Origin of the sequence: Nitratireductor aquibiodomus, from assembly GCF_900105565.1 — a bacterium.
GTDB lineage: Bacteria > Pseudomonadota > Alphaproteobacteria > Rhizobiales > Rhizobiaceae > Nitratireductor > Nitratireductor aquibiodomus.
In genome coordinates this window covers 804,167-821,782 of the sequence record NZ_FNSL01000001.1, presented here as the reverse complement: position 1 = coordinate 821,782, position 17,616 = coordinate 804,167, and the positions used below count along the sequence as shown (strand labels likewise).

The following is a 17,616-nucleotide window of genomic DNA, read 5'->3' as shown; positions in this document are numbered from 1 at the left end:
CCTCCTGGAGGCATGGTGTGAGCCCATGCTGCTGATCGATGGTCTTGACTGGCATTCTCATTCGCTGGATGTCGCGCTTGCGTCCCTCACCATCTCTACGGGCTTCTCGCTCGGGTCGTCATGCAGAATGTGGTCGAGCCGCTCGGCAACCAGCGCATCGTCGAGGCCCGGCTCGCGCTTCCACGGCTTGCGGCTCTTCAGGACGCCGGATTCGTGCACGATCTCAGCCACGAATTCCTCTTGCCGGTAGGCCATGACATGAATGCCGGACACACCCTCGATCTCCTTCACCTCGTTGATGATATCGATACACAGGCGCTTGCCTTCCTCTTTCTGCTTTTCGGCGCCTTCAAGCCGTTTGATCACCGCATCGGGAATGTGGACACCCGGCACGTTCGAGCGGATCCAGCGGGCGGTTTTTGCAGAAGCGAGCGGGCCGACGCCAACCAGTATGAAGCATTTTTCGTCGAGCCCCATATCGCGCACCCGCTTCATGTATTCCTTCAGCATTGGCACATCATAGCAATACTGACTCTGCACGAACTGCGCGCCGGCCGCTATCTTCTTGGCGAGCCGGTGGGGGCGGAAGTCGAAAGGCGGGGCGAAGGGATTGATGGCCGCACCGAGAAAAACGGCAGGCGGTGTGGTGAGCCTGCGTCCGGAGAGAAACTTTTCCTCGTCGCGCATGGTCCGCACCGTTTCGAGAAGCGACATGCAGTCGAGGTCGAAAACGGGTTTTGCGCCCGGCTGGTCGCCGGCCTGCACGCCGTCGCCCGTCAGGCACATGATGTTGCCCACACCCATGGCCGCCGCACCCAGCACGTCGCCCTGAATGGCGATGCGGTTCCGGTCGCGGCAGGCGATCTGCATGATCGTCGCATACCCCATGCGCGTCAGCAGCGCGCAGATGCCCATTGAGGACATGTGGCAATTGGCGCCGGAAGCATCCACGGCGTTGATGCCGTCCACCCAGCCGTCGAAAATTGCCGCCCGTTCGTAGACGTCCTGCGCGTTGGCGCTGTCGGGCGGGTTGAGTTCAGCCGTCACCGCGAATTCGCCGCGTCGCAGCACGCGTTCCAGCCGGCCGCGCGAGGAATGGCCGGGCAGGGGCTCCAGCGGCAGGTCGACGCCGTCCGGGTTTTCGTCGATCTGCGGTGGCCGCCTCGTCATGCGGTGCTGCTCCGGAGGCTTTCGCGTTCACGCGCAGCCTGCGCGGTTACCCTGAGCCAGGCGGAGCTTTCCCTCAACGACTGGTCGACGGGCTTCTGGACATCAAGGATCGCCTGCCGGTTCCGCATCGCCTGCGCCCCCTCCCAGGCTTTCACCCAGACGCACGGCATGTCCGGTTCCACCTCGCAGTTGCCGTTGGCGCGCACGCCCCCGCAGGGACCGTTGCGCAACTGTTTGGGGCAGTTCATGGGGCACGACATGCCGGTGGAAGAGAGGATGCACTGGCCGCACATGCGGCAATCGAACATCAACCCTTTCACCTGCCGTTCCACGAATTTGACCGGCTTTTCCGCCCGCGCATAGCCAACGGCGCTCCAGAACGGGTGCAGCGCCAGGAAAAGGCTTGAGAACCGGGCATAAACCCATTCGAGCAGCCGGGCATGGCGTACCGACCAGCGCCGCATTGTGTAACGCCGCTGGACCCGCCGCTGGGGCGAGACATCGGCCGGCCTGTAGGCAAGCGCCTCGCGTGCTTTCTTGACGAGGGTCGCCTGGGTGACTGTCGAGGTCTTTCCAGTGCTATCCGTCGTCATGGCCACCTGCCTTGACAAGCGCCAGAAGGCGCTCTCTGTGATAGTCGCGGTCAATTGCTTCCAGGGCCTTATCCGCTTCAGCCTCGAGGTCGTCGCTGACGGAGACGGGCTCGCCGCGCCGCCATTCAGCGAGATAGGCGTCCGTGTCACGCGCACCTACACGCATGGCGCACATGTCGATGGCCTCGGTGAAGCGCAGTGGCAGTTCGCGCTTGGCGGTCTGCCGCCCCTTCCTGACGATCACCTGAGCCGGGATGTCGCGCCAGTATACAACGATCAGCTGAGCCATAAGCGCCTGTTCCTTCCTCGATTTTCAGAATTGCCGCATTGCCGCGCCCTCGCTTGCTGCAAGGCGACGCGCGTGCATTCAAATGCGACGTGTCCGAGGAGGAACGGGAGGTCAGTGCATGACGGCGCCTGCCATCATGCTGGCGCCGATCACGACGCCGGCAATCACCATGAGAGAGAGCACGCCGCAGGCGACGGCGATGCCGAGCAACACACCGTCGCGCTCGGAAAGAGCGAGCCCCACCAGCGCGCAGGAAAAGGCCGGAAACCAGTTGCCGAGCGGAATGGGAAGTGTCACGGCAATCGAGAGGATCAGCGCGGCGAGCCCGATAACCCGGTCTGCGTGATCGCGCGCAAACGGCCAGTAGCGCGGCTTGATGAGCCGCTCCAGCCAGATAAGGCGCGGAATGAGCCGCTCGCTCATATGACGAAACTTGTCTGCGCCGATCGCCTTGTTGAGCAGGAACTGCGGCAGCCATACGGTGCGGTTGCCCATCACCATCTGCAGCGCGACCAGCACCAGCGGCGGCCCGAGGACGAGCGTGCTGCCGGGTGGGAAGGGCAGGAGGTTCAGGCTGGCAAAAAAGACCAGAAGGGTGGCAAAGCTGCGATCGCCGAGCGCCTGGCGGATTTCGCCGATAGTGACCTTGTCTTCAGCGTGTTTTGCCAGGTCGCGGAAAATTCGCGAGAGCCGGCGCGGCGGCAGGTGAGCCGGCGGTGCGCCCAACACCGTGTCCAAGTCCGTTCCCTCCGCCTTCATTGCACTCATTCTTGCCAGCCATTCGAATCTCGACCGGGATGGCGTACAGTTTTGTCTGGATGCCGTTAAGCCTTCATGACAGAAGCCGCAAGCATCCTGCGGCGCCGCGAAACTCATGGAGCGCGCCGGAACTCCAGAATGTCGAGTACGGATTCCCGCTCCGGTGCAGGGAATTCCATGCGCCAGCCATCGTCTTTGCCGCGAAAAACGTAGGCTACCTGATCGCTATTGCGGCCGGAGCCATAGCGAGGCGGCCGGTCGTCCTTCACGAAATAGCTGCCGAGATAGATCAGTCGCGAATCGCCGTCTGTGAAGAAACGTCCTCTGGTTCGCTGCGATCCGGTCAGTTTTTCAAGGACCCAGCCCGCCCCGTCATCGTTGACCTGGCAACGAAACCAGTCATAGACCACAAGCGGCGCGAGCCCACCGGTCTTTATGGTGCGGCATTGCCACTTGCCTGTAAGGTCGAAATCCTCAAAGGAGCGTTCCGGTCGCTGATCGATCTCATCGAGCAGCGCGACATCGGCTGACGCTCCGCCGGCCTTGGCCTGCCTGAAGGCCTCGGTGCGCATGCGTGCATAGGCATCGAGACGCGCAGCGTCGCGATAGGTGATGTCCTGCATCACCGTGTCTTTTTCGAAACCGGCCCGCTCCATGTCGAGCTTCTCCTGAACCAGCGACTGCGCGTTTGCCGGAACGGTGATCAGGGCAAACGTGAAAATTGGTAAAAGAATACGGTGCATGAAAAATCTCCAGAAAATCAGCATGAATATGCTTCCGGAATGCACCGCCAATGTAACCATTTCATGGCGTTCGTAGAGGGATCAGCTGCCCCGTGCCGCGGTCGCCAGCGCCTTCGTCAGGTCGCCATATCCGGTTTGCCGTTTTTCGTAGGCAAGGCCGAGAAGCCTTGCCGCATCCTGCGCGACGCGCTCCAACTGTGGGTCGTCCGTCTGCGCCAGATAAACGAGCTTTTTATAGTTGCCGAAGAAATCCTGGATAAGCTCAGGGTGCCGGTCGAGGCCGAGCGGTTTCATGAAAAATGCGTCGAACTGACGGCACAGGAAGTCCGTCATGTAGAAGGAGAGCATGTCGTCTTCGGCAATCTCTTCGAACGCGGAGAGACCCTGGTAAAAGGCGAAGCAGTGCGGCCCGTCGATGCGTGCCACGCCGTGCTTTTCGCAGATTCGGTCAAGCGCTCCACCGGTTCCGCAATCCGCATAGCCAACGAAGATGTGGCGATAGCCTTCTGCGCGCGCCTTCGTGATCGCGGCATCCATGGACGGTGCGATGCGGTCGGGCCGATAGTGGAATTCAGCGGGGAGACAGGTGAGGTCCAGATGCCCAAAGCCGAGCGTCTCGCGTACCGCCAGAATTTCGCGCGCGATCATGCCGCAGGCGATCACGAGAACTTTCTCGGGCCCGAGAACTTTTTCCGGTTTCGTGCGTTCCTGCATGGTAACGCTCCCGTTTGCGCGGGGACTATCTAGACCATCGATAACGTATCGGACCAAGAACCGGATTCCACTTTTCGGTCCGATGATTTAGAGGGAGACAAGCCATGAAACTGTCCGTTCTTTCCCGTCTCGCAATCCTCCTCCTCGTGGCCGGGTCGGTTGCGGGTTGCGCCAACACGATCCGCGGTGTCGGCCGGGATGCCGCAAATGCGGTCGATGCAACACAGAGCGCCGGGCGCGACATTTCGCAGTCCACTTATTGAGCTGTACGGCACACTCTGTGATGCGAAGGGATCAGGCGCCGGCCGTTACATTGTGCCTGCGCTTGATCAGTTCCTTGGCGGTTTCAACCGTCACCGCCGCGTCACGGCAATAGGCGTCGGCTCCCACCGCTTTGCCAAACTCCTCGTTGAGCGGCGCACCGCCGACGAGGACGATATAGTCCTCCCGAATACCCTTTTCTTTCATCGTGTCGATCACAACCTTCATATAGGGCATGGTCGTCGTGAGGAGTGCCGACATGCCGACAATGTCGGGCTGGTGCTCCTCTATCGCATCCAGGTAGTTTTCGACTGGATTGTTGATGCCGATGTCGATCACGTCGAAACCGGCCCCCTCCATCATCATGCCGACCAGGTTCTTGCCGATGTCGTGAATGTCGCCCTTTACCGTGCCAATCACCATCTTGCCCTGTTTGGGTGCGCCGGTTTCGGCCAGAAGCGGCCGCAGGATCGCCATGCCGGCCTTCATGGCGTTGGCCGACAGCAGGACTTCCGGCACGAACAGGATGCCGTCGCGAAAATCCTCGCCGACAATCCGCATGCCTTCGACCAGGGCGTCAGTGAGCACCTCGTAGGGTTGCCAGCCGCGGCCCAGCAGAATGTGCGTGCCTTCCTCGATCTCGTCCTTGAGTCCGTCATAAAGGTCGTCGTGCATCTGCTGCACGAGTTCGTCGTCGGGAAGCTCCGAGAGGATGATTTCGTCGTCGGACATGCTCTGGCTCCTGCTGCTCACGTCGCGCGGGCAGGGCATCCCGAACCGCGCTCATTGTTGGCCGCAAACAAGCGGTATCACAAGAATAAGGCGCGAAGTCGCTGATTACATAGCTGATTTGCGACCCGCGACGTCAGGAAAGCGACGGCGCAGAGCGGCGGTGGCTCTCTGGAGTGTGTGGCACTTTGGTTTGTATTTTTGGTTGTATTATTTTGCGATGTAAATCTTAAGTGGTATATTAGCAATATATTAAGAGGACCGCGTTTTCATAAGGCCTGTAAGAGGGGGCTTGTCTGCTTGTCCGTGAGGAGCAGGGTCATGTTCAGAACCTCTCTATCTGCATTGTTGCTTACCACCATTTTCACCGCGCCTGCCGCCGCCGTCACCGATACTGTGATTTTTAACGGCAACGTCATTTCAACGTGCCTCATAACAGTGGGAACGCCCGGCGTTCTGGGAACCAATGGCGCCCTTAACGTCCTTTCATCGACCGAAGCTGCCGGCGTTTCAGGTACGGCCACCGTCGTGACCACTGGAACGGGTTTCAATATGTCGACCTCCACGCCTGCGGCGTTTCTCGTCGCACCGGCAGGTGGGGACGATGATGTAATCTTCTCCTCGAGCTACAGCGCCTCCGGTGTGACCACGCTTCTTGATGTGGTCGGCACGGTGACCTCCCCGCTTGGGCTTGGGGTGACGAATGTCGATGTGGATCTGAGCGCTACAAAATCGGCCGGTGTTTTCCCTGCCGGCAACTACACCGCTGAAGTCACCCTGACCTGTGAGTAGCTCCATCTTGAAACTCATCCTTCTGGCCGCGTTTATCGCGGCCGGTTGCGGCATCGGCGTTGCACAATCCATGACGCCGATGCGGGGGAAGATATCGAGCTTCGGCGACACGTTTACGGTGCGGGTTTTCCCCTACAATCCCTATCCGCACAAAATTCGAATGGCGGTGAAAGCCTATGATCAGGATTTTCGGCCGATCGAAGCACATGTTTTTCCTGCGGAAACAATGGTCGGGAGCAAAACTTCCCGCTCGGTCCTGGTTTCGGTGGGGTTCAACAACAATAAGGTCAGGCGTGTCAGGATCTGCGCTGAAAGCATCCCGTTTCCTGGCCGTGGCACAAATATTAAGGCTCAAGTATGCGGACGTTTCATAGCTTATCGTATCGATTGATGGGGGCCTGTGCGTTCTTCTTCCTGAGCGTGTCCATCGTCTATGGCGACAGCGACCGGTATGTCATCAACCAGAACCAGACTGGCGTGACGCTGCCCGGGGTGGTCATGCCGAACGGCTTTGACGAGATCAGGGCTGCAGACGGAACCACGTGCCGTGCTTCCATGGCGAATTCCGGAGCCTATCTTGACTCGGGTGTCATTGGAGACAACAGCTCGCAGCGCGTTTCAGCCTACGGGCGTCTGGTTGTGCCTCTGGGGCGAAAACCGAGACGACTGGATTGCGACAAACTCTATCAACTGGAGTTGAAGCGCTTGGAACTCGAGGTCGAACTCATGCGGCAGGGGCTCGATCCGCGCATGCGGTCAAACCCCGAAGGGAACTGGGCAAGTGACGCCTCTTGGACAAACAAGGGCAGGCGCTGAGTGCGCCTGTTATCTTCAATAACTGTTTGCAGCAGGTATCTCTTTTTTGTTGACGGAGGTTTTTTGAGTACCTAAATGGCGCCCTGATTTTCAACCCAGGGTTTTGTCATGAAGTATATCTACTCTTGTGTTTTTTTGCTGCTCGGTACGACCGCGTCCCTTGGAGCCCAGTCAGACCTTCCTTTTCGCGCCAATCTAGAGGAGAGCTGCACCATCGAAATCCGGTCAGACGGTGTGCTCGTGCGGGATGGCCTGGATGTCCTGGACTCTGAAGCTGCTGGTGGTAATTCCGGTGCGGCTACAGTTTATACGACAGGTGCGGGGTTTCAGGCGTCGCTCAAGGCACCGGAGGCTTTCTCAAGAGCACCGAACGGCACGGGCGCCGTCACTTTCATGACCACCTACAGCTCGACGGGCGCCACGAGCACGGCAAAGGTGCCGGGGTCGACAATAACACCTCTGGGAGTTGGCGCGAGCAACCTTTCGGTCGATCTGCGCGCGGTGGCGGACAATGCGATCTTTCAAAAAGGTGCATATGAAGCCTTTGTCACAGTGACCTGTGAGTAGGTGCACAATGCATAAACGGACACTGGCGGCCCTGATCGCCGTCTGTGCTGCAACGACGCCCGCATCGTCGCAATCCATGTCGCCGATGCGGGGCGTCGTTCGCAGTTTCACCGACAGTTTTGCCGTGCGGGTTCAGCCACGAAATCCGTACAAGCATCGCATAGGCGTGACCATTCGCGCTTATGATGCGGATTTCAGGCCGATTGATGCAAGCATATCGCCAGCGGACTTCTCACTCGGTGCCGGCGCCTCCCGGTCAGTGCTGGTCGTCCTCAGTTTTGAGGGAGCGCGTGAGCGACGTGTGCGCATCTGCACCGAGAGTGCTCCCTTTCCCGGCAAAGGCGTTGGGATGAGAGCGCAGATCTGCGGAAAATTCATCGCTTATCGCTTGTGAACGGCGTGGTGCCAACGGCTATTTGTGCAAAGGAATGCGGTGACAGCACGCTACGATGGACACGCTGCCGGTCCCATCAGCACGCCAGTTGCGACACCATCTGCCGCTTGCGGAACGGAGGTTGTTGCTGCAAACGCTAGGGTCATAATGAGGCTTGCTTTGTGACCCTAGCGTGGAGTTTGCGCGATGACGATGATGGCCGGTGACGACGAAACGCAGGATCGGCCGCGCCGGGGACGTTCCGGGCGCAGTGAGCGGGGCGGAGCCGCAGCCCGCAGGGCGGCGCGCGCAGGTGCAGGACCGGGACAGCAACTGACCTATATCCGCCGTGCGCTCAAGCCTTACGAGGTGCTTGACGAGGAGGCGCTGGCGCTGGTCGAGGCGAACGCCGATACGGTTCTTGAAGAGATTGGCATCGAGTTCCGCGACGACCCGGAAGCTCTCGCCCTGTGGAAAGAGGCGGGGGCCGACGTGCGCGGCGATCGGGTGCACTTTCCCAAAGGGCTGTGCCGCCAGCTTCTGAAAACGGCACCTTCGGTTTTTACCCAGCATGCGCGCAATCCCGAGCGCTCGGTCGAGATCGGCGGCAACGCCACGGTCTTTGCGCCGGTCTATGGCCCGCCCTTCGTCCGCGACCTCGACGGCATGCGTCGCTATGCGACGATTGAGGATTTCCGCAATTTCGTGAAGCTCGCCTATATGGCGCCGTCCATTCATCACTCGGGCGGCACCGTCTGCGAACCGGTGGACGTGCCGGTCAACAAACGCCATCTCGACATGGTATTCTCGCATATGCGCTATTCCGACAAACCCTTCATGGGCTCTGTCACGGCGCCCGACCGTGCCGAAGACACGGTGGCGATGGCGAGGATCCTTTTTGGTGAGGATTTCGTCGACCAGAACACGGTGGTCATCAACCTGATCAACGCGAACTCGCCCATGGTTTTCGACGAAACCATGCTGGGCGCTGCAAAGGTCTATGCACGCGCCAACCAAGCCTGCATTGTCACGCCCTTCATTCTGGCCGGAGCGATGAGCCCGGTGACGGTCATCGGAACGCTGACCCAGGTTCTGGCCGAAGTCATGGCCGGTGCGGCGTTCACGCAATTGGTGCGACCGGGGGCGCCGGTGCTGTTTGGCACGTTTGCGTCTTCCATTTCCATGCAGTCGGGTGCCCCGACCTTCGGCACGCCTGAACCGTCGCTCGTTTCTTACGGAGCAGCGCAGCTTGCCCGGCGTCTGGGGCTCCCGTTCCGTACGGGCGGATCACTGACGGGATCGAAAATCCCGGATGCCCAGGCCGCCTATGAGAGTGCCAATACGCTGAATTCGACGGTGCTTGCCGGCACCAATTTCGTGCTCCACGCGGCCGGGTGGCTTGAAGGCGGTCTGGTGTCTTCCTACGAAAAATTCATGATGGATATCGACCAGCTCGGCATGCAGCAGCGCATGTGCGAACCGCTGGACGTTTCGGAAAACGGGCAGGCGATGGACGCGATCCGCGAAGTGGGGCCGGGGAGCCATTATCTCGGCTGTGCTCACACGCAGGCCAATTTTCAGACGGCGTTCTACCGCTCGTCCATTGCCGATAACAATTCGTTTGAGCAATGGGCGGCGGAAGGTGAGAAAACGGCGGCGCAACGCGCCAACCAGCTCGCCCGCAGCTGGCTCGAGACCTACCAGGCACCCCCGCTCGATCCGGGGATCGAAGAGGGGCTTCTGGATTTCATCGCAAAACGCAAGGAATCGATGCCCGACGCCTTCGCCTGAGTTCAGCCCGCCGGGAAGGCCCGGAGCCTGCGGCCGTCGACGGTCTGCAGAATCAGCGCGCCCTCTGGGGTCGTGGCGTAGAATTTGAGATCGGGCAGGATGGACAGGAACTTCTGCTCCTGGTTCATCAGCGCTCCTGCACAGGCCATTTCAGTCGACACGGCGTGTCCGACCGTTAGTCTGCCGTTGTTTTCGGTCCAGCCTGCCGAATAGCTGTTGCAGGATGCGCGGCCGCCGACCCTGCCATCCTCGCCAAAGGTCAACGTTACACGCGACCTGTCGATGATGCCGCCGCCATTGATATCTTCCACCACCCATTCCGTGCCGGTGATTTCCTCCATGGCAACCGGTATCAGACGCAATGTGCTCCCAGATGGCTTCAGGAGAAGGGCTCCAAGGGTGATGTCCGGCTCCTGCGGATCGATCACAACTGCTTCCGATGTCCAGCGCTGTTTGCGCCCGTCGTGGATGTCACCATAGAGATGGTAGGTCTCTCCCGGCTTCAGCTTTGACCTTTCGACGGCAAGGCTGAAGGGGACCGGAACCTGTTTGCCGTTGAGCGTGATCTTCTGTTCGGCAATGGGAGGGGTATCTTCGGAGGCCTGCGCGTTGCGCAGCTCGACCGTTGCGACACTGTCTGGCGGCAGCGCGATGCGCACGAGATAGATGAGTTCGCCTGAAATCCTATGCATGTCCTTCTCCGGTTCCTGGGCGATTGCCGCCGTGCCCGATACAGAAGCGGTCATAAAAATGATGCTGAGGAAAAATGTACGCCGATACATGAAGATGGTTGTCCTGATGCTGGTTGCCCGGTCCGAAAAATGCGGACTCTGGTTGTGTTTTTGCCAACACTTTGTGGCGTGATTGCGTGGCGGGCGAGACTTCTGCCTGATGGTCGCTTGCGTGTCGTGGCAGGCGGCCTATGATGTGATGGATGGCGCGTTCGCGCCTGTTTTCAGCACCCGGAGAGTTTTGATGGAAAAGCGCCGTCTTGGACGCAGCGATCTCTTTGTCTCGCAGATTTGCCTCGGCACGATGACTTTTGGCGAACAGAACACCGAGGCAGAAGGCCACGAACAGATGGACCGCGCGGTTGAGCGCGGCGTCAACTTTCTCGACATGGCCGAGCTTTATCCAATCCCGCCCAAGGCCGAGACGCAGGGACGAACGGAGCGTTGCGTCGGAACCTGGATGAAAGCGCGTGGCAATCGCGACCAGGTGATTGTCGCTTCCAAGGTGATTGGCCGCACTGCCAATGAGTGGTTTCGGGGTGACAGGCCTTCGAAGCTCGTGCGCGCCGACATCATGGACGCGATCGACAAGTCGCTCTCGCGGCTGCAGACGGACTATATCGACCTCTACCAGATCCATTGGCCGGATCGCGAAAACCCGTTCGGTTCCAACCCGACGCGCGTGACGACGCTGTCGGAGCCGCTTGCCGACGAAACGCCGATCGCTGAAACGCTCGCCGTGTTTGACGATCTGGTGAAGGCCGGGAAAATCCGCCATTTCGGTCTTTCCAACGAGAGCTCCTGGGGCGTGATGCGCTACATCGCGGAGGCCGACAGGGGCGTGGGGCCGCGGGTGGTCTCGCTGCAGAATGCCTACAATCTCATGAACCGGACCTATGAGGTGAATCTGGCCGAAACCTGCCAGCGCGAGGAGGTTGGCCTGCTTGCCTATTCGCCGCTGGCGCAGGGGTATCTGACTGGGAAATATGATGACGGGGCGCTGCCCGAGGGCTCGCGCAAAGTGCTGTTCGACCGTCTTCAGCGTTACGAGAAGCCCGGCGGGCCGGAGGCTGCGAAGGCCTATAACACCATGGCGCGGGAATTCGGGTTGACACCGGCCGCTTTCGCGCAGGCGTTTGTCAATTCGCGGCCATTCATGACCTCCAACATCATTGGCGCGACCACGATGGCGCAGCTCGAAGAGGCGCTCGGTGCGCTCGATGTGCGCTGGACAGACGAGATGCAAACGGCGGTCGACGATCTGCACCAGCGGATCGGCAATCCGAGCCCCTGAGGACAGCCCTGGGCGGTGCCTGTCTTCCGGCATCGCCCCACAAGGTATCCTGGAAAAATTCAATCCCCTGTCGGATCGGCGTGGCATTGTACGTCCTGGGAGCATCGCAATGACGGTGCGTCGCAGCGACGGCCGATTTGATGGGAGATCGCAATGTTCAAAAATGCCTTTGCTGCCGTTTGCGCGGCTCTGATCCTGGCGGTATCCGCCGCTGCGCCTGCGCGTGCTGAAACGGGCGCTTCCGAACCGGTGAAAAGCGGTGAAGTGGAAGCCGGCGGCATAAAATATCACTACCAGATCCACGGGAAGGGCGAACCGCTGCTTCTGGTGCATGGCGGGCTTGGCCTTATCGAGATGTTCGGGCCGGTGCTCACCATGCTGGCGGCCGAGCGCGAAGTCATCGCCATCGACATGCAGGGGCACGGGCGCACCGAACTCGGCGACCGCCCGATCAGCCTTGAAGCGATGGGGGATGACGTGGCGGAAATTCTCGACCAGCTGGGCTACGACCAGGTGGATGCCATGGGCTATTCGATGGGTGGCGGGGTCGTCCTGCGTCTCGCCATACAGCATCCTGAGAAGGTGCGGCGGATGGCGCTGGTCTCGGCGGGCTTTGCCCAGGACGGGTTCTATCCTGAAATGCTGCCGATGCAGGCACAGGTCGGGGCGGGCATGGCCGAGATGATGAAGGACACGCCCATGTATCAGTCCTATGCAGCGGTGGCGCCGGATCCTTCGCGGTTTCCCGAACTGCTCGACCGGATGGGCGCCTATATGCGCAAGCCTTATAACTTCGCCGATGGTGTGAAGACGCTGGAAATGCCGGTGATGCTGGTGTTCGGCGATTCCGACATGTACCGGCCAGAGCATATTGTGGAGTTCTACAAACTGCTCGGCGGCGGGCTGAAGGATGCGGGGTGGCAGCGCGAGAACATGTCTCAGAATCGCCTGGCGATCCTGCCGAACCTCACGCATTACGACATCGGCGTGTCGCCGCGACTGGCCGAGACGGTGTTGCCGTTTCTCAACGACAGCCAGATCAATGCGCCGTGGACGGCGGACGATCTGACCCGCAAGTAGTCTCTGGTATCCCGAAAGAGGCCCTTGCCGCGCGGGCGTGCGGCAAGGGCTTTTTTGATGACGCCGGCTCAGACCATGCCGGGCTGTGGCTGACCGCCGCCCAGCACCACCATGCGGGCGCCGCGCGGAACACGCTTGTAGAGATCCATGATGTCGTGATTGAGCAGGCGGATACAGCCGGAGGAAACCGATCTGCCGATGGACCACGGCTCGGTTGTGCCGTGGATGCGGTAGAGCGTGTCCCTGCCATCCTTGTAGAGGTATAGCGCGCGCGAACCGAGCGGATTGGTGAGGCCGCCCTGCATGCCGGCTGCGAGCGGACGATAGCGTTCGGGCTCGCGGTTGATCATGGCAAGGGTCGGAGCCCAGTTTGGCCACGCGGCCTTGCGGCCGATCACGCCGTCGCCCTGATATTCCAGCCCCGCCTTGGCGACACCAATACCGTAGCGCATGGCCTTGCCGTTCTCCATGACGAGGTAGAGGAAGCGGTTTTCCGGATCGACAACGATGGTGCCGACCGGTTCGCTGGTCGGGTAGTCGACCATCTGGCGCAGATACTGGCGATCCATCTTGGTGACGTCCACGGCCGGAATCACGATGCCGTTGTCTTCGATCTCGCTGTACATGTCCTGATAGTAGGACAGCATGGGACCGGGCACGTCGGTGGAGGGGACGGGGCTGCGGCCTGTGGTGGTGCAGGCGGCAGCCAACGCGGGCAGAAGCAACAGCAGGGCGAGCCGCGCGGCGCGAGGGGCAGCGCGTGCAACAGTGGTGTGGAACAAGGAAACTCTCCTTACGTGTGGAATTCCGGTCTTCATGTGATGTGAGTCGCCTCTTCGGCGCGGATGCGCGGAAGCGTTGAAAGGCGCTTGCCATGCGGTTCTTGATAAAATGTGGCAAAGAACGGACGCTGTGCCCGAATGTCGCGCGAATTTTGCCGGCCATTCGCATTCGCGCTGCGCAGTGCGATATTTTTCCCACAGTGACGCCGGGGAAAGGCGCTTTCGCCTGCATGCCGGAAAGGCTTTTCGTGGACGCGGGGCGGGTGTATCCTAAGGACCTGAATGACCAGCAGGCAGCCGCCGGATGCGACTCTGGCGCGGCGCTGGCTCCCGCAAGCGGCGGAATGCCGTCCTTGCCCGCATTCCCGGTCCCGCGCCCCTTGCACCGGCTGACCGCCAGGTCGACGGTCGGATCGGGCTGTGCCGCGATATCCTGTCGTATCAGCCACCGGCCGAGAGGCAGGGAAGGAGCAGGACCATGGGTATCGCGATGACGATGCATGAATTTCTCGAAGACAGCCACGTGCGCTACGATGTTGCGAAGCACAATCGCACGGGCAGTTCCGCAATGACCGCGCGTGTGAGCCACATTCCGGGCCGCGAAATGGCCAAGGGTGTGGTGCTGAAATGGGACGACAGCTATCTCCTGGCGGTCGTGCCCGCGTCGCGGCAGGTGGACCTCGGCAAAGTGGGAGCGATCGTCGGCGACAAGGTCGTTCTGGCGAGCGAAGAGGAGACAGCGGCGCTGTTTCCCGATTGCGAGGAGGGGGCGGTGCCTGTGTTCGGCGCGCCCTACCGCATTGCCTGCATGATCGACGATGAACTCGATACGGACGAAGACGTCTATTTCGAGGGTGGCGATCACCGCACGCTCGTGCATGTCTCCGCAAAGGGCTTCGAGCAATTGATGTATGGCATGCCGAGGGCGCAGATCAGCCGCTAATGCATGTCGCTTTCAAATGAATTCATTTGAAAGACAACGAACATGCATCATTTGAAAGTGTTACAGCGTCCTTTGCGCGTCTTATAAGACGCGCGGCGCTGTAGCAGACGCATGTGATCGTTCCCGCGTGTGAAACCGGGTTTTGAGAGGAAGACGGGCGGCTGAAGCGACGCTCATCTGGGTATTGTTTGTGCGACCCTTCAGCCGCCCGCCCGGCTCTTGACAACCTCCGGCGGGGATCGCCCCGGAACCGGGTGCGCCGGGTTCACCCCGAAAGGTGAGCCTTTGCACCAGACCGTGCATGCGCACGGCCCTTTGCCGAACCAGCCGCCACGGGCACCGGAAGCACACGTTATGCCGCCGGCCGGGCACCGTCCCATCCCCGCGAGATCACCGTCGCGACCTGCGTTCCCACGAGATGGGCAAGGAGAAGGATAGGGCAGGTTTGATGAGCGGGGAGAAAATGACCGTCAAAAAAATGCGCTCTACCGAAATTGCGGGACGTGCGGTGACGGACGACCAGAGGATTATCCCCGCAGCGTGGTTAACAGGTTGATTCAAACTTTATTGGTAAGTTTACGGTATCGCTGGGCATTCCCCGGTGAAATGGGCGCCGGGTTCTTCAAATTCCTCGAACCCTTGCAGATCGTATATGCGTATTCCTGCGTTCCTTCGACCTGTCGTTCTCACACTCGCTCTGACCGGCTGTACGGGCGGTCCAAGCATCGATTCTGCACTCAGAATCGATCCGCCGTCGCGTGAAGTCACCAGTTCCATCGTGAGGCCGGATGCCAGCGTGCCGGGTGCAGCGATTGCGGAAGTGGAGACTGGCCATATGAGCGATGCGGGGATGACGGCCATTGCCGAACCCGATCGCGTTTCCACGCCGGCGCTTGAACAGGTGGCGATGATCACACCGCCGAAGCCGACACTGCGCCCGAAAACCGCAGCACAAGGCACGGTCTACCGCAGCCGGTTCGGCGATGCGCATCCCATCAATTTCGGCAAGGTCACCCCAAAGCATCATGCGGTGCATGGTGTCGATGTTTCGCGCTGGCAGGGCGACATCGACTGGGTGAAGCTGCGTTCGCGTGGCGCGAATTTCGCTTACATCAAGGCGACCGACGGCATCGACCACATCGATCCGATGTTCAAGACGAACTGGAACGGGGCCGCCAAGGCGGGCATTCGCCGCGGGGCCTATCACTTCTTCTTCTGGTGCCGAAGGGCATCCGACCAGGCAGAGTGGTTCATTCGCAATGTGCCCAAGGTGAAGGGCGCGCTGCCTCCGGTTCTGGATGTGGAGTGGAACCACCAGTCGAGCTGCAAGTGGAAACCGTCACGCGCGGAAGTGCTGGAGAAGATGCAGGTCTTCCTCGACCGACTGGAGCGCCATTACGGCCAGCGACCGATCATCTACACCGCGCCGGACTTTTACGAAGACAATCTGAAGGGGGCTTTCCCGAACCATCCGTTCTGGCTGCGCGCCGTGGCCGAGCATCCCTCGAAGGTCTATCCGGGCCGTGACTGGGTGTTCTGGCAGTATTCGGGATCGGGACTGAGCCAGGGTGTTGACGGCAAGATCGACCTGAACGTCTTCCACGGCAATGAAAGCGCCTGGTGGCGCTGGGTCGGGAAGGTGGCGGGCTGAACGCCGAAAATTGATGATTGCATTTTTGGGGGGCTTCACGCCCCCCTTTCTTTTGCTGTGCTTTTGTATTGCGCAGTTCCGGACGCAAAACCGGTTCCCACTTTTGCTGGAATTGCTTTAGCCACGGGCCTCGGCGATGGCTGCGGTAATGTCATTCCGGCGCATCGCACCGTAGTGCATCTTGGTGTTGAAGAGGAATGCCGGCGTTCCGTTGAAGCCGAAGGCATTGGCCTGCTCCATATTGCGGGAGAGAATCCCTTCAATGCGTTGGCGATCCTTCTTGAAGTTCGACAGGAGTTTTTCCGGGTCGTGGCCGGCGGCGGAGAGTGTCTCGTCGACCTCGTCCTGCGTTAGTCGTCCGGGTGTGGCCATCAGCGCATTGTGGACGGCTTCATAGTCCGGGCCGGCGGCGAGGACGAGGCTTGCCGCGTGGACGGACGGGCCGCCGAAAATGGGCCAGTCCTTCATCACCAGCCGCACATTGCCGTCTTCACGCACCACGTCCAGCAGGTCCGGATGGCCGCGCTTGCAATAGGGGCACTGGTAGTCGAAGAACTCGGCGATGGTGACGTCGCCATCCGGATTGCCGATGACCGGGATTTCCGGGTCGAAGAGAACCTCTTCGACGGTCGGGTAAAGCTGGGCGCGGGCCGGTCCGGCGGCGGTGACGAGCGTCGCTGCGCCGGCGACGAGCAGGGTACGGCGGTTCATCATGGCCTTGTGTCTCCTGATGGGCTGATGCTGGTTCTGAGATTCTCGATCTTCCCGATGAGCACCTCGCGTGAGATTTCGCCCAGATGCGCATGTTGCAGGACGCCATCGGCATCGATGAACAGCGTGGCGGGCAGTCCGGGCGCGCTGTAGAAGCGCGAAAGGTCGCTGAACTGGTCCACCAGTATCGTGTCGAGCGAGAGGCCGGAGGCGGCGAGATAGCGCTGGATGGCCGTGCGGCCTTCGCCCTGATTGGCAAAGACGAAGGTGACGTCGTCCGTGGAGGCGGCGATGTCGGCCATCATGGGCATTTCGCGCCGGCAGGGCGGGCACCATGTCGCCCACAGATTGACCACCTGCGGCGTGCCCTTGTGCTCTTCGAGGCGGTAGCCATTGCCCTCCAGCGTTTCAAAGGCCTGATCCGGGACAGCGAGCGGGTCGGTGCCGCCGGTGAGCTGCCATGTCGTGTTCCAGACGATGAGGGAAAGGGCGAGCGGCAGGACCGCCCAGAGGCGCTGGCGGCCGGTGGGCAGCATGACGAGCAGGCTGACAATGACGGCGGCCGCGCCCGTTGGCCAATAAAAGCCGCCCTGCCACACCGCGAAAATGCGCAGCGGGTCGGCCATGAAGCTTTCCATGTTGATGAGCACATGGCCGATGCGTGCGCCGATGATGCCGCCGAGAAACGCCCACCAGGACCAGGCGTTGAAGCGGTCATCCACCTTGCGGGCCATGATGCCGGTGACAATGAGGAAGACGAAGATGGCGAGCACGACGGCGAAGCGGTCTGCCGCAAGGACGAGTGGCCCGAGTGAAACGGCATTCAT

General features: G+C 60.7%; 22 protein-coding genes. 11 read left to right on the top strand and 11 right to left on the bottom strand.

The window, feature by feature from the left end; genetic code table 11:
- Positions 1-57 precede the first annotated feature (57 nt).
- The 6 genes from BLW55_RS03915 to BLW55_RS03890 all read right to left on the bottom strand — a co-directional run bounded on the left by BLW55_RS03915 (position 58) and on the right by BLW55_RS03890 (position 4,268).
- Positions 58-1,170 carry a methylenetetrahydrofolate reductase gene (locus BLW55_RS03915; protein ID WP_090326834.1) on the bottom strand — a complete coding sequence of 371 codons (1,113 nt, stop codon included), beginning with the start codon at positions 1,168-1,170 and terminating at the stop codon, positions 58-60.
- Positions 1,167-1,763, bottom strand: a complete 597-nt coding sequence (locus BLW55_RS03910) for a methylenetetrahydrofolate reductase C-terminal domain-containing protein (protein ID WP_090326832.1) — start codon at positions 1,761-1,763, stop codon at positions 1,167-1,169. Before BLW55_RS03910 ends, BLW55_RS03915 begins: the two co-directional genes overlap by 4 nt.
- The gene (locus tag BLW55_RS03905; protein WP_007007013.1) at positions 1,750-2,052 is read right to left on the bottom strand and encodes a virulence factor; all 303 of its coding nucleotides are present in this window, start codon (positions 2,050-2,052) and stop codon (positions 1,750-1,752) included. Before BLW55_RS03905 ends, BLW55_RS03910 begins: the two co-directional genes overlap by 14 nt.
- A gap of 111 nt (positions 2,053-2,163) precedes the next feature.
- The gene (locus BLW55_RS03900) at positions 2,164-2,781 is read right to left on the bottom strand and encodes an exopolysaccharide biosynthesis protein (RefSeq protein WP_244509154.1); all 618 of its coding nucleotides are present in this window, start codon (positions 2,779-2,781) and stop codon (positions 2,164-2,166) included.
- A gap of 143 nt (positions 2,782-2,924) precedes the next feature.
- The gene (locus tag BLW55_RS03895; protein ID WP_177175013.1) at positions 2,925-3,554 is read right to left on the bottom strand and encodes a DUF4893 domain-containing protein; all 630 of its coding nucleotides are present in this window, start codon (positions 3,552-3,554) and stop codon (positions 2,925-2,927) included.
- A gap of 81 nt (positions 3,555-3,635) precedes the next feature.
- Positions 3,636-4,268 carry a DUF1638 domain-containing protein gene (locus BLW55_RS03890; protein ID WP_090326826.1) on the bottom strand — a complete coding sequence of 211 codons (633 nt, stop codon included), beginning with the start codon at positions 4,266-4,268 and terminating at the stop codon, positions 3,636-3,638.
- A gap of 104 nt (positions 4,269-4,372) precedes the next feature.
- Between BLW55_RS03890 and BLW55_RS03885 the strand changes: the two genes are divergently transcribed.
- Entirely contained in the window at positions 4,373-4,531 is a 159-nt protein-coding gene (locus BLW55_RS03885; RefSeq protein WP_007007008.1) for an entericidin domain-containing protein, read from the top strand.
- A gap of 31 nt (positions 4,532-4,562) precedes the next feature.
- Here BLW55_RS03885 and BLW55_RS03880 read toward each other — a convergent pair whose 3' ends face one another.
- Positions 4,563-5,261: a corrinoid protein gene (locus BLW55_RS03880; protein ID WP_007007007.1), complete on the bottom strand. Its 699-nt coding sequence runs from the start codon at positions 5,259-5,261 to the stop codon at positions 4,563-4,565.
- A gap of 318 nt (positions 5,262-5,579) precedes the next feature.
- Here BLW55_RS03880 and BLW55_RS03875 point away from each other — a divergent pair, with 318 nt between their 5' ends.
- The 6 genes from BLW55_RS03875 (at position 5,580) to BLW55_RS03850 (ending at position 9,597) form a co-directional block, all read left to right on the top strand.
- A complete protein-coding gene (locus tag BLW55_RS03875) occupies positions 5,580-6,050 on the top strand; it encodes a hypothetical protein (protein ID WP_040664649.1) in 471 nt (156 codons plus the stop codon).
- A 7-nt stretch (positions 6,051-6,057) separates the two neighbouring features.
- Positions 6,058-6,441, top strand: coding sequence for a hypothetical protein (locus tag BLW55_RS03870; protein WP_036540751.1), 384 nt, complete (start codon positions 6,058-6,060; stop codon positions 6,439-6,441).
- The gene (locus BLW55_RS03865; protein ID WP_090326824.1) at positions 6,441-6,866 is read left to right on the top strand and encodes a hypothetical protein; all 426 of its coding nucleotides are present in this window, start codon (positions 6,441-6,443) and stop codon (positions 6,864-6,866) included. The genes BLW55_RS03870 and BLW55_RS03865 overlap by 1 nt, the downstream gene beginning before the upstream one ends.
- A 108-nt stretch (positions 6,867-6,974) precedes the next feature.
- A complete protein-coding gene (locus BLW55_RS03860) occupies positions 6,975-7,433 on the top strand; it encodes a hypothetical protein (protein WP_025031238.1) in 459 nt (152 codons plus the stop codon).
- Between the two features lie 7 nt (positions 7,434-7,440).
- Positions 7,441-7,827, top strand: a complete 387-nt coding sequence (locus tag BLW55_RS03855; RefSeq protein WP_007007002.1) for a hypothetical protein — start codon at positions 7,441-7,443, stop codon at positions 7,825-7,827.
- A gap of 186 nt (positions 7,828-8,013) precedes the next feature.
- Positions 8,014-9,597 (top strand): trimethylamine methyltransferase family protein, encoded by a 1,584-nt coding sequence (locus BLW55_RS03850; protein WP_007007001.1) that lies wholly within the window; start codon positions 8,014-8,016, stop codon positions 9,595-9,597.
- A 2-nt stretch (positions 9,598-9,599) separates the two neighbouring features.
- Here BLW55_RS03850 and BLW55_RS03845 read toward each other — a convergent pair whose 3' ends face one another.
- A complete protein-coding gene (locus BLW55_RS03845) occupies positions 9,600-10,343 on the bottom strand; it encodes an META domain-containing protein (protein WP_177175012.1) in 744 nt (247 codons plus the stop codon).
- Positions 10,344-10,572: 229 nt separating this feature from the next.
- Here BLW55_RS03845 and BLW55_RS03840 point away from each other — a divergent pair, with 229 nt between their 5' ends.
- Complete coding sequence (locus BLW55_RS03840; protein WP_090326819.1) at positions 10,573-11,622, top strand: aldo/keto reductase; 1,050 nt, start codon at positions 10,573-10,575, stop codon at positions 11,620-11,622.
- A 153-nt stretch (positions 11,623-11,775) separates the two neighbouring features.
- Positions 11,776-12,702, top strand: a complete 927-nt coding sequence (locus BLW55_RS03835; protein WP_025031242.1) for an alpha/beta fold hydrolase — start codon at positions 11,776-11,778, stop codon at positions 12,700-12,702.
- Between the two features lie 68 nt (positions 12,703-12,770).
- Here the strand turns inward: BLW55_RS03835 and BLW55_RS03830 are convergent, their stop codons facing one another.
- Positions 12,771-13,484 (bottom strand): L,D-transpeptidase, encoded by a 714-nt coding sequence (locus tag BLW55_RS03830; protein ID WP_244508979.1) that lies wholly within the window; start codon positions 13,482-13,484, stop codon positions 12,771-12,773.
- A gap of 304 nt (positions 13,485-13,788) precedes the next feature.
- Here BLW55_RS03830 and BLW55_RS03825 point away from each other — a divergent pair, with 304 nt between their 5' ends.
- Together BLW55_RS03825 and BLW55_RS03820 are read left to right on the top strand one after the other, a co-directional pair.
- Positions 13,789-14,427, top strand: coding sequence for an aminoacyl-tRNA deacylase (locus BLW55_RS03825; protein ID WP_244508978.1), 639 nt, complete (start codon positions 13,789-13,791; stop codon positions 14,425-14,427).
- Between the two features lie 652 nt (positions 14,428-15,079).
- Positions 15,080-16,078 (top strand): glycoside hydrolase family 25 protein, encoded by a 999-nt coding sequence (locus BLW55_RS03820; RefSeq protein ID WP_025031245.1) that lies wholly within the window; start codon positions 15,080-15,082, stop codon positions 16,076-16,078.
- Between the two features lie 117 nt (positions 16,079-16,195).
- Here the strand turns inward: BLW55_RS03820 and BLW55_RS03815 are convergent, their stop codons facing one another.
- Positions 16,196-16,792, bottom strand: coding sequence for a DsbA family protein (locus BLW55_RS03815; RefSeq protein ID WP_025031246.1), 597 nt, complete (start codon positions 16,790-16,792; stop codon positions 16,196-16,198).
- A complete protein-coding gene (locus tag BLW55_RS03810; protein ID WP_090326815.1) occupies positions 16,789-17,616 on the bottom strand; it encodes a TlpA disulfide reductase family protein in 828 nt (275 codons plus the stop codon). The genes BLW55_RS03815 and BLW55_RS03810 overlap by 4 nt, the downstream gene beginning before the upstream one ends.

What these genes read in the sequence shown, in the direction of transcription:
- BLW55_RS03880 (WP_007007007.1), bottom strand. Translation starts at nt 5,261, where the DNA reads ATGTCCGACGACGAAATCATCCTCTCGGAGCTTCCCGACGACGAACTC.
- BLW55_RS03855 (WP_007007002.1), top strand. Translation starts at nt 7,441, where the DNA reads ATGCATAAACGGACACTGGCGGCCCTGATCGCCGTCTGTGCTGCAACG.
- BLW55_RS03865 (WP_090326824.1), top strand. Translation starts at nt 6,441, where the DNA reads ATGGGGGCCTGTGCGTTCTTCTTCCTGAGCGTGTCCATCGTCTATGGC.
- BLW55_RS03840 (WP_090326819.1), top strand. Translation starts at nt 10,573, where the DNA reads ATGGAAAAGCGCCGTCTTGGACGCAGCGATCTCTTTGTCTCGCAGATT.
- BLW55_RS03825 (WP_244508978.1), top strand. Translation starts at nt 13,789, where the DNA reads ATGCGACTCTGGCGCGGCGCTGGCTCCCGCAAGCGGCGGAATGCCGTC.
- BLW55_RS03820 (WP_025031245.1), top strand. Translation starts at nt 15,080, where the DNA reads ATGCGTATTCCTGCGTTCCTTCGACCTGTCGTTCTCACACTCGCTCTG.
- BLW55_RS03815 (WP_025031246.1), bottom strand. Translation starts at nt 16,792, where the DNA reads ATGATGAACCGCCGTACCCTGCTCGTCGCCGGCGCAGCGACGCTCGTC.
- BLW55_RS03910 (WP_090326832.1), bottom strand. Translation starts at nt 1,763, where the DNA reads ATGACGACGGATAGCACTGGAAAGACCTCGACAGTCACCCAGGCGACC.
- BLW55_RS03915 (WP_090326834.1), bottom strand. Translation starts at nt 1,170, where the DNA reads ATGACGAGGCGGCCACCGCAGATCGACGAAAACCCGGACGGCGTCGAC.
- BLW55_RS03860 (WP_025031238.1), top strand. Translation starts at nt 6,975, where the DNA reads ATGAAGTATATCTACTCTTGTGTTTTTTTGCTGCTCGGTACGACCGCG.
- BLW55_RS03810 (WP_090326815.1), bottom strand. Translation starts at nt 17,616, where the DNA reads ATGAATGCCGTTTCACTCGGGCCACTCGTCCTTGCGGCAGACCGCTTC.
- BLW55_RS03850 (WP_007007001.1), top strand. Translation starts at nt 8,014, where the DNA reads ATGACGATGATGGCCGGTGACGACGAAACGCAGGATCGGCCGCGCCGG.
- BLW55_RS03835 (WP_025031242.1), top strand. Translation starts at nt 11,776, where the DNA reads ATGTTCAAAAATGCCTTTGCTGCCGTTTGCGCGGCTCTGATCCTGGCG.
- BLW55_RS03885 (WP_007007008.1), top strand. Translation starts at nt 4,373, where the DNA reads ATGAAACTGTCCGTTCTTTCCCGTCTCGCAATCCTCCTCCTCGTGGCC.
- BLW55_RS03875 (WP_040664649.1), top strand. Translation starts at nt 5,580, where the DNA reads ATGTTCAGAACCTCTCTATCTGCATTGTTGCTTACCACCATTTTCACC.
- BLW55_RS03905 (WP_007007013.1), bottom strand. Translation starts at nt 2,052, where the DNA reads ATGGCTCAGCTGATCGTTGTATACTGGCGCGACATCCCGGCTCAGGTG.
- BLW55_RS03895 (WP_177175013.1), bottom strand. Translation starts at nt 3,554, where the DNA reads ATGCACCGTATTCTTTTACCAATTTTCACGTTTGCCCTGATCACCGTT.
- BLW55_RS03890 (WP_090326826.1), bottom strand. Translation starts at nt 4,268, where the DNA reads ATGCAGGAACGCACGAAACCGGAAAAAGTTCTCGGGCCCGAGAAAGTT.
- BLW55_RS03845 (WP_177175012.1), bottom strand. Translation starts at nt 10,343, where the DNA reads ATGACCGCTTCTGTATCGGGCACGGCGGCAATCGCCCAGGAACCGGAG.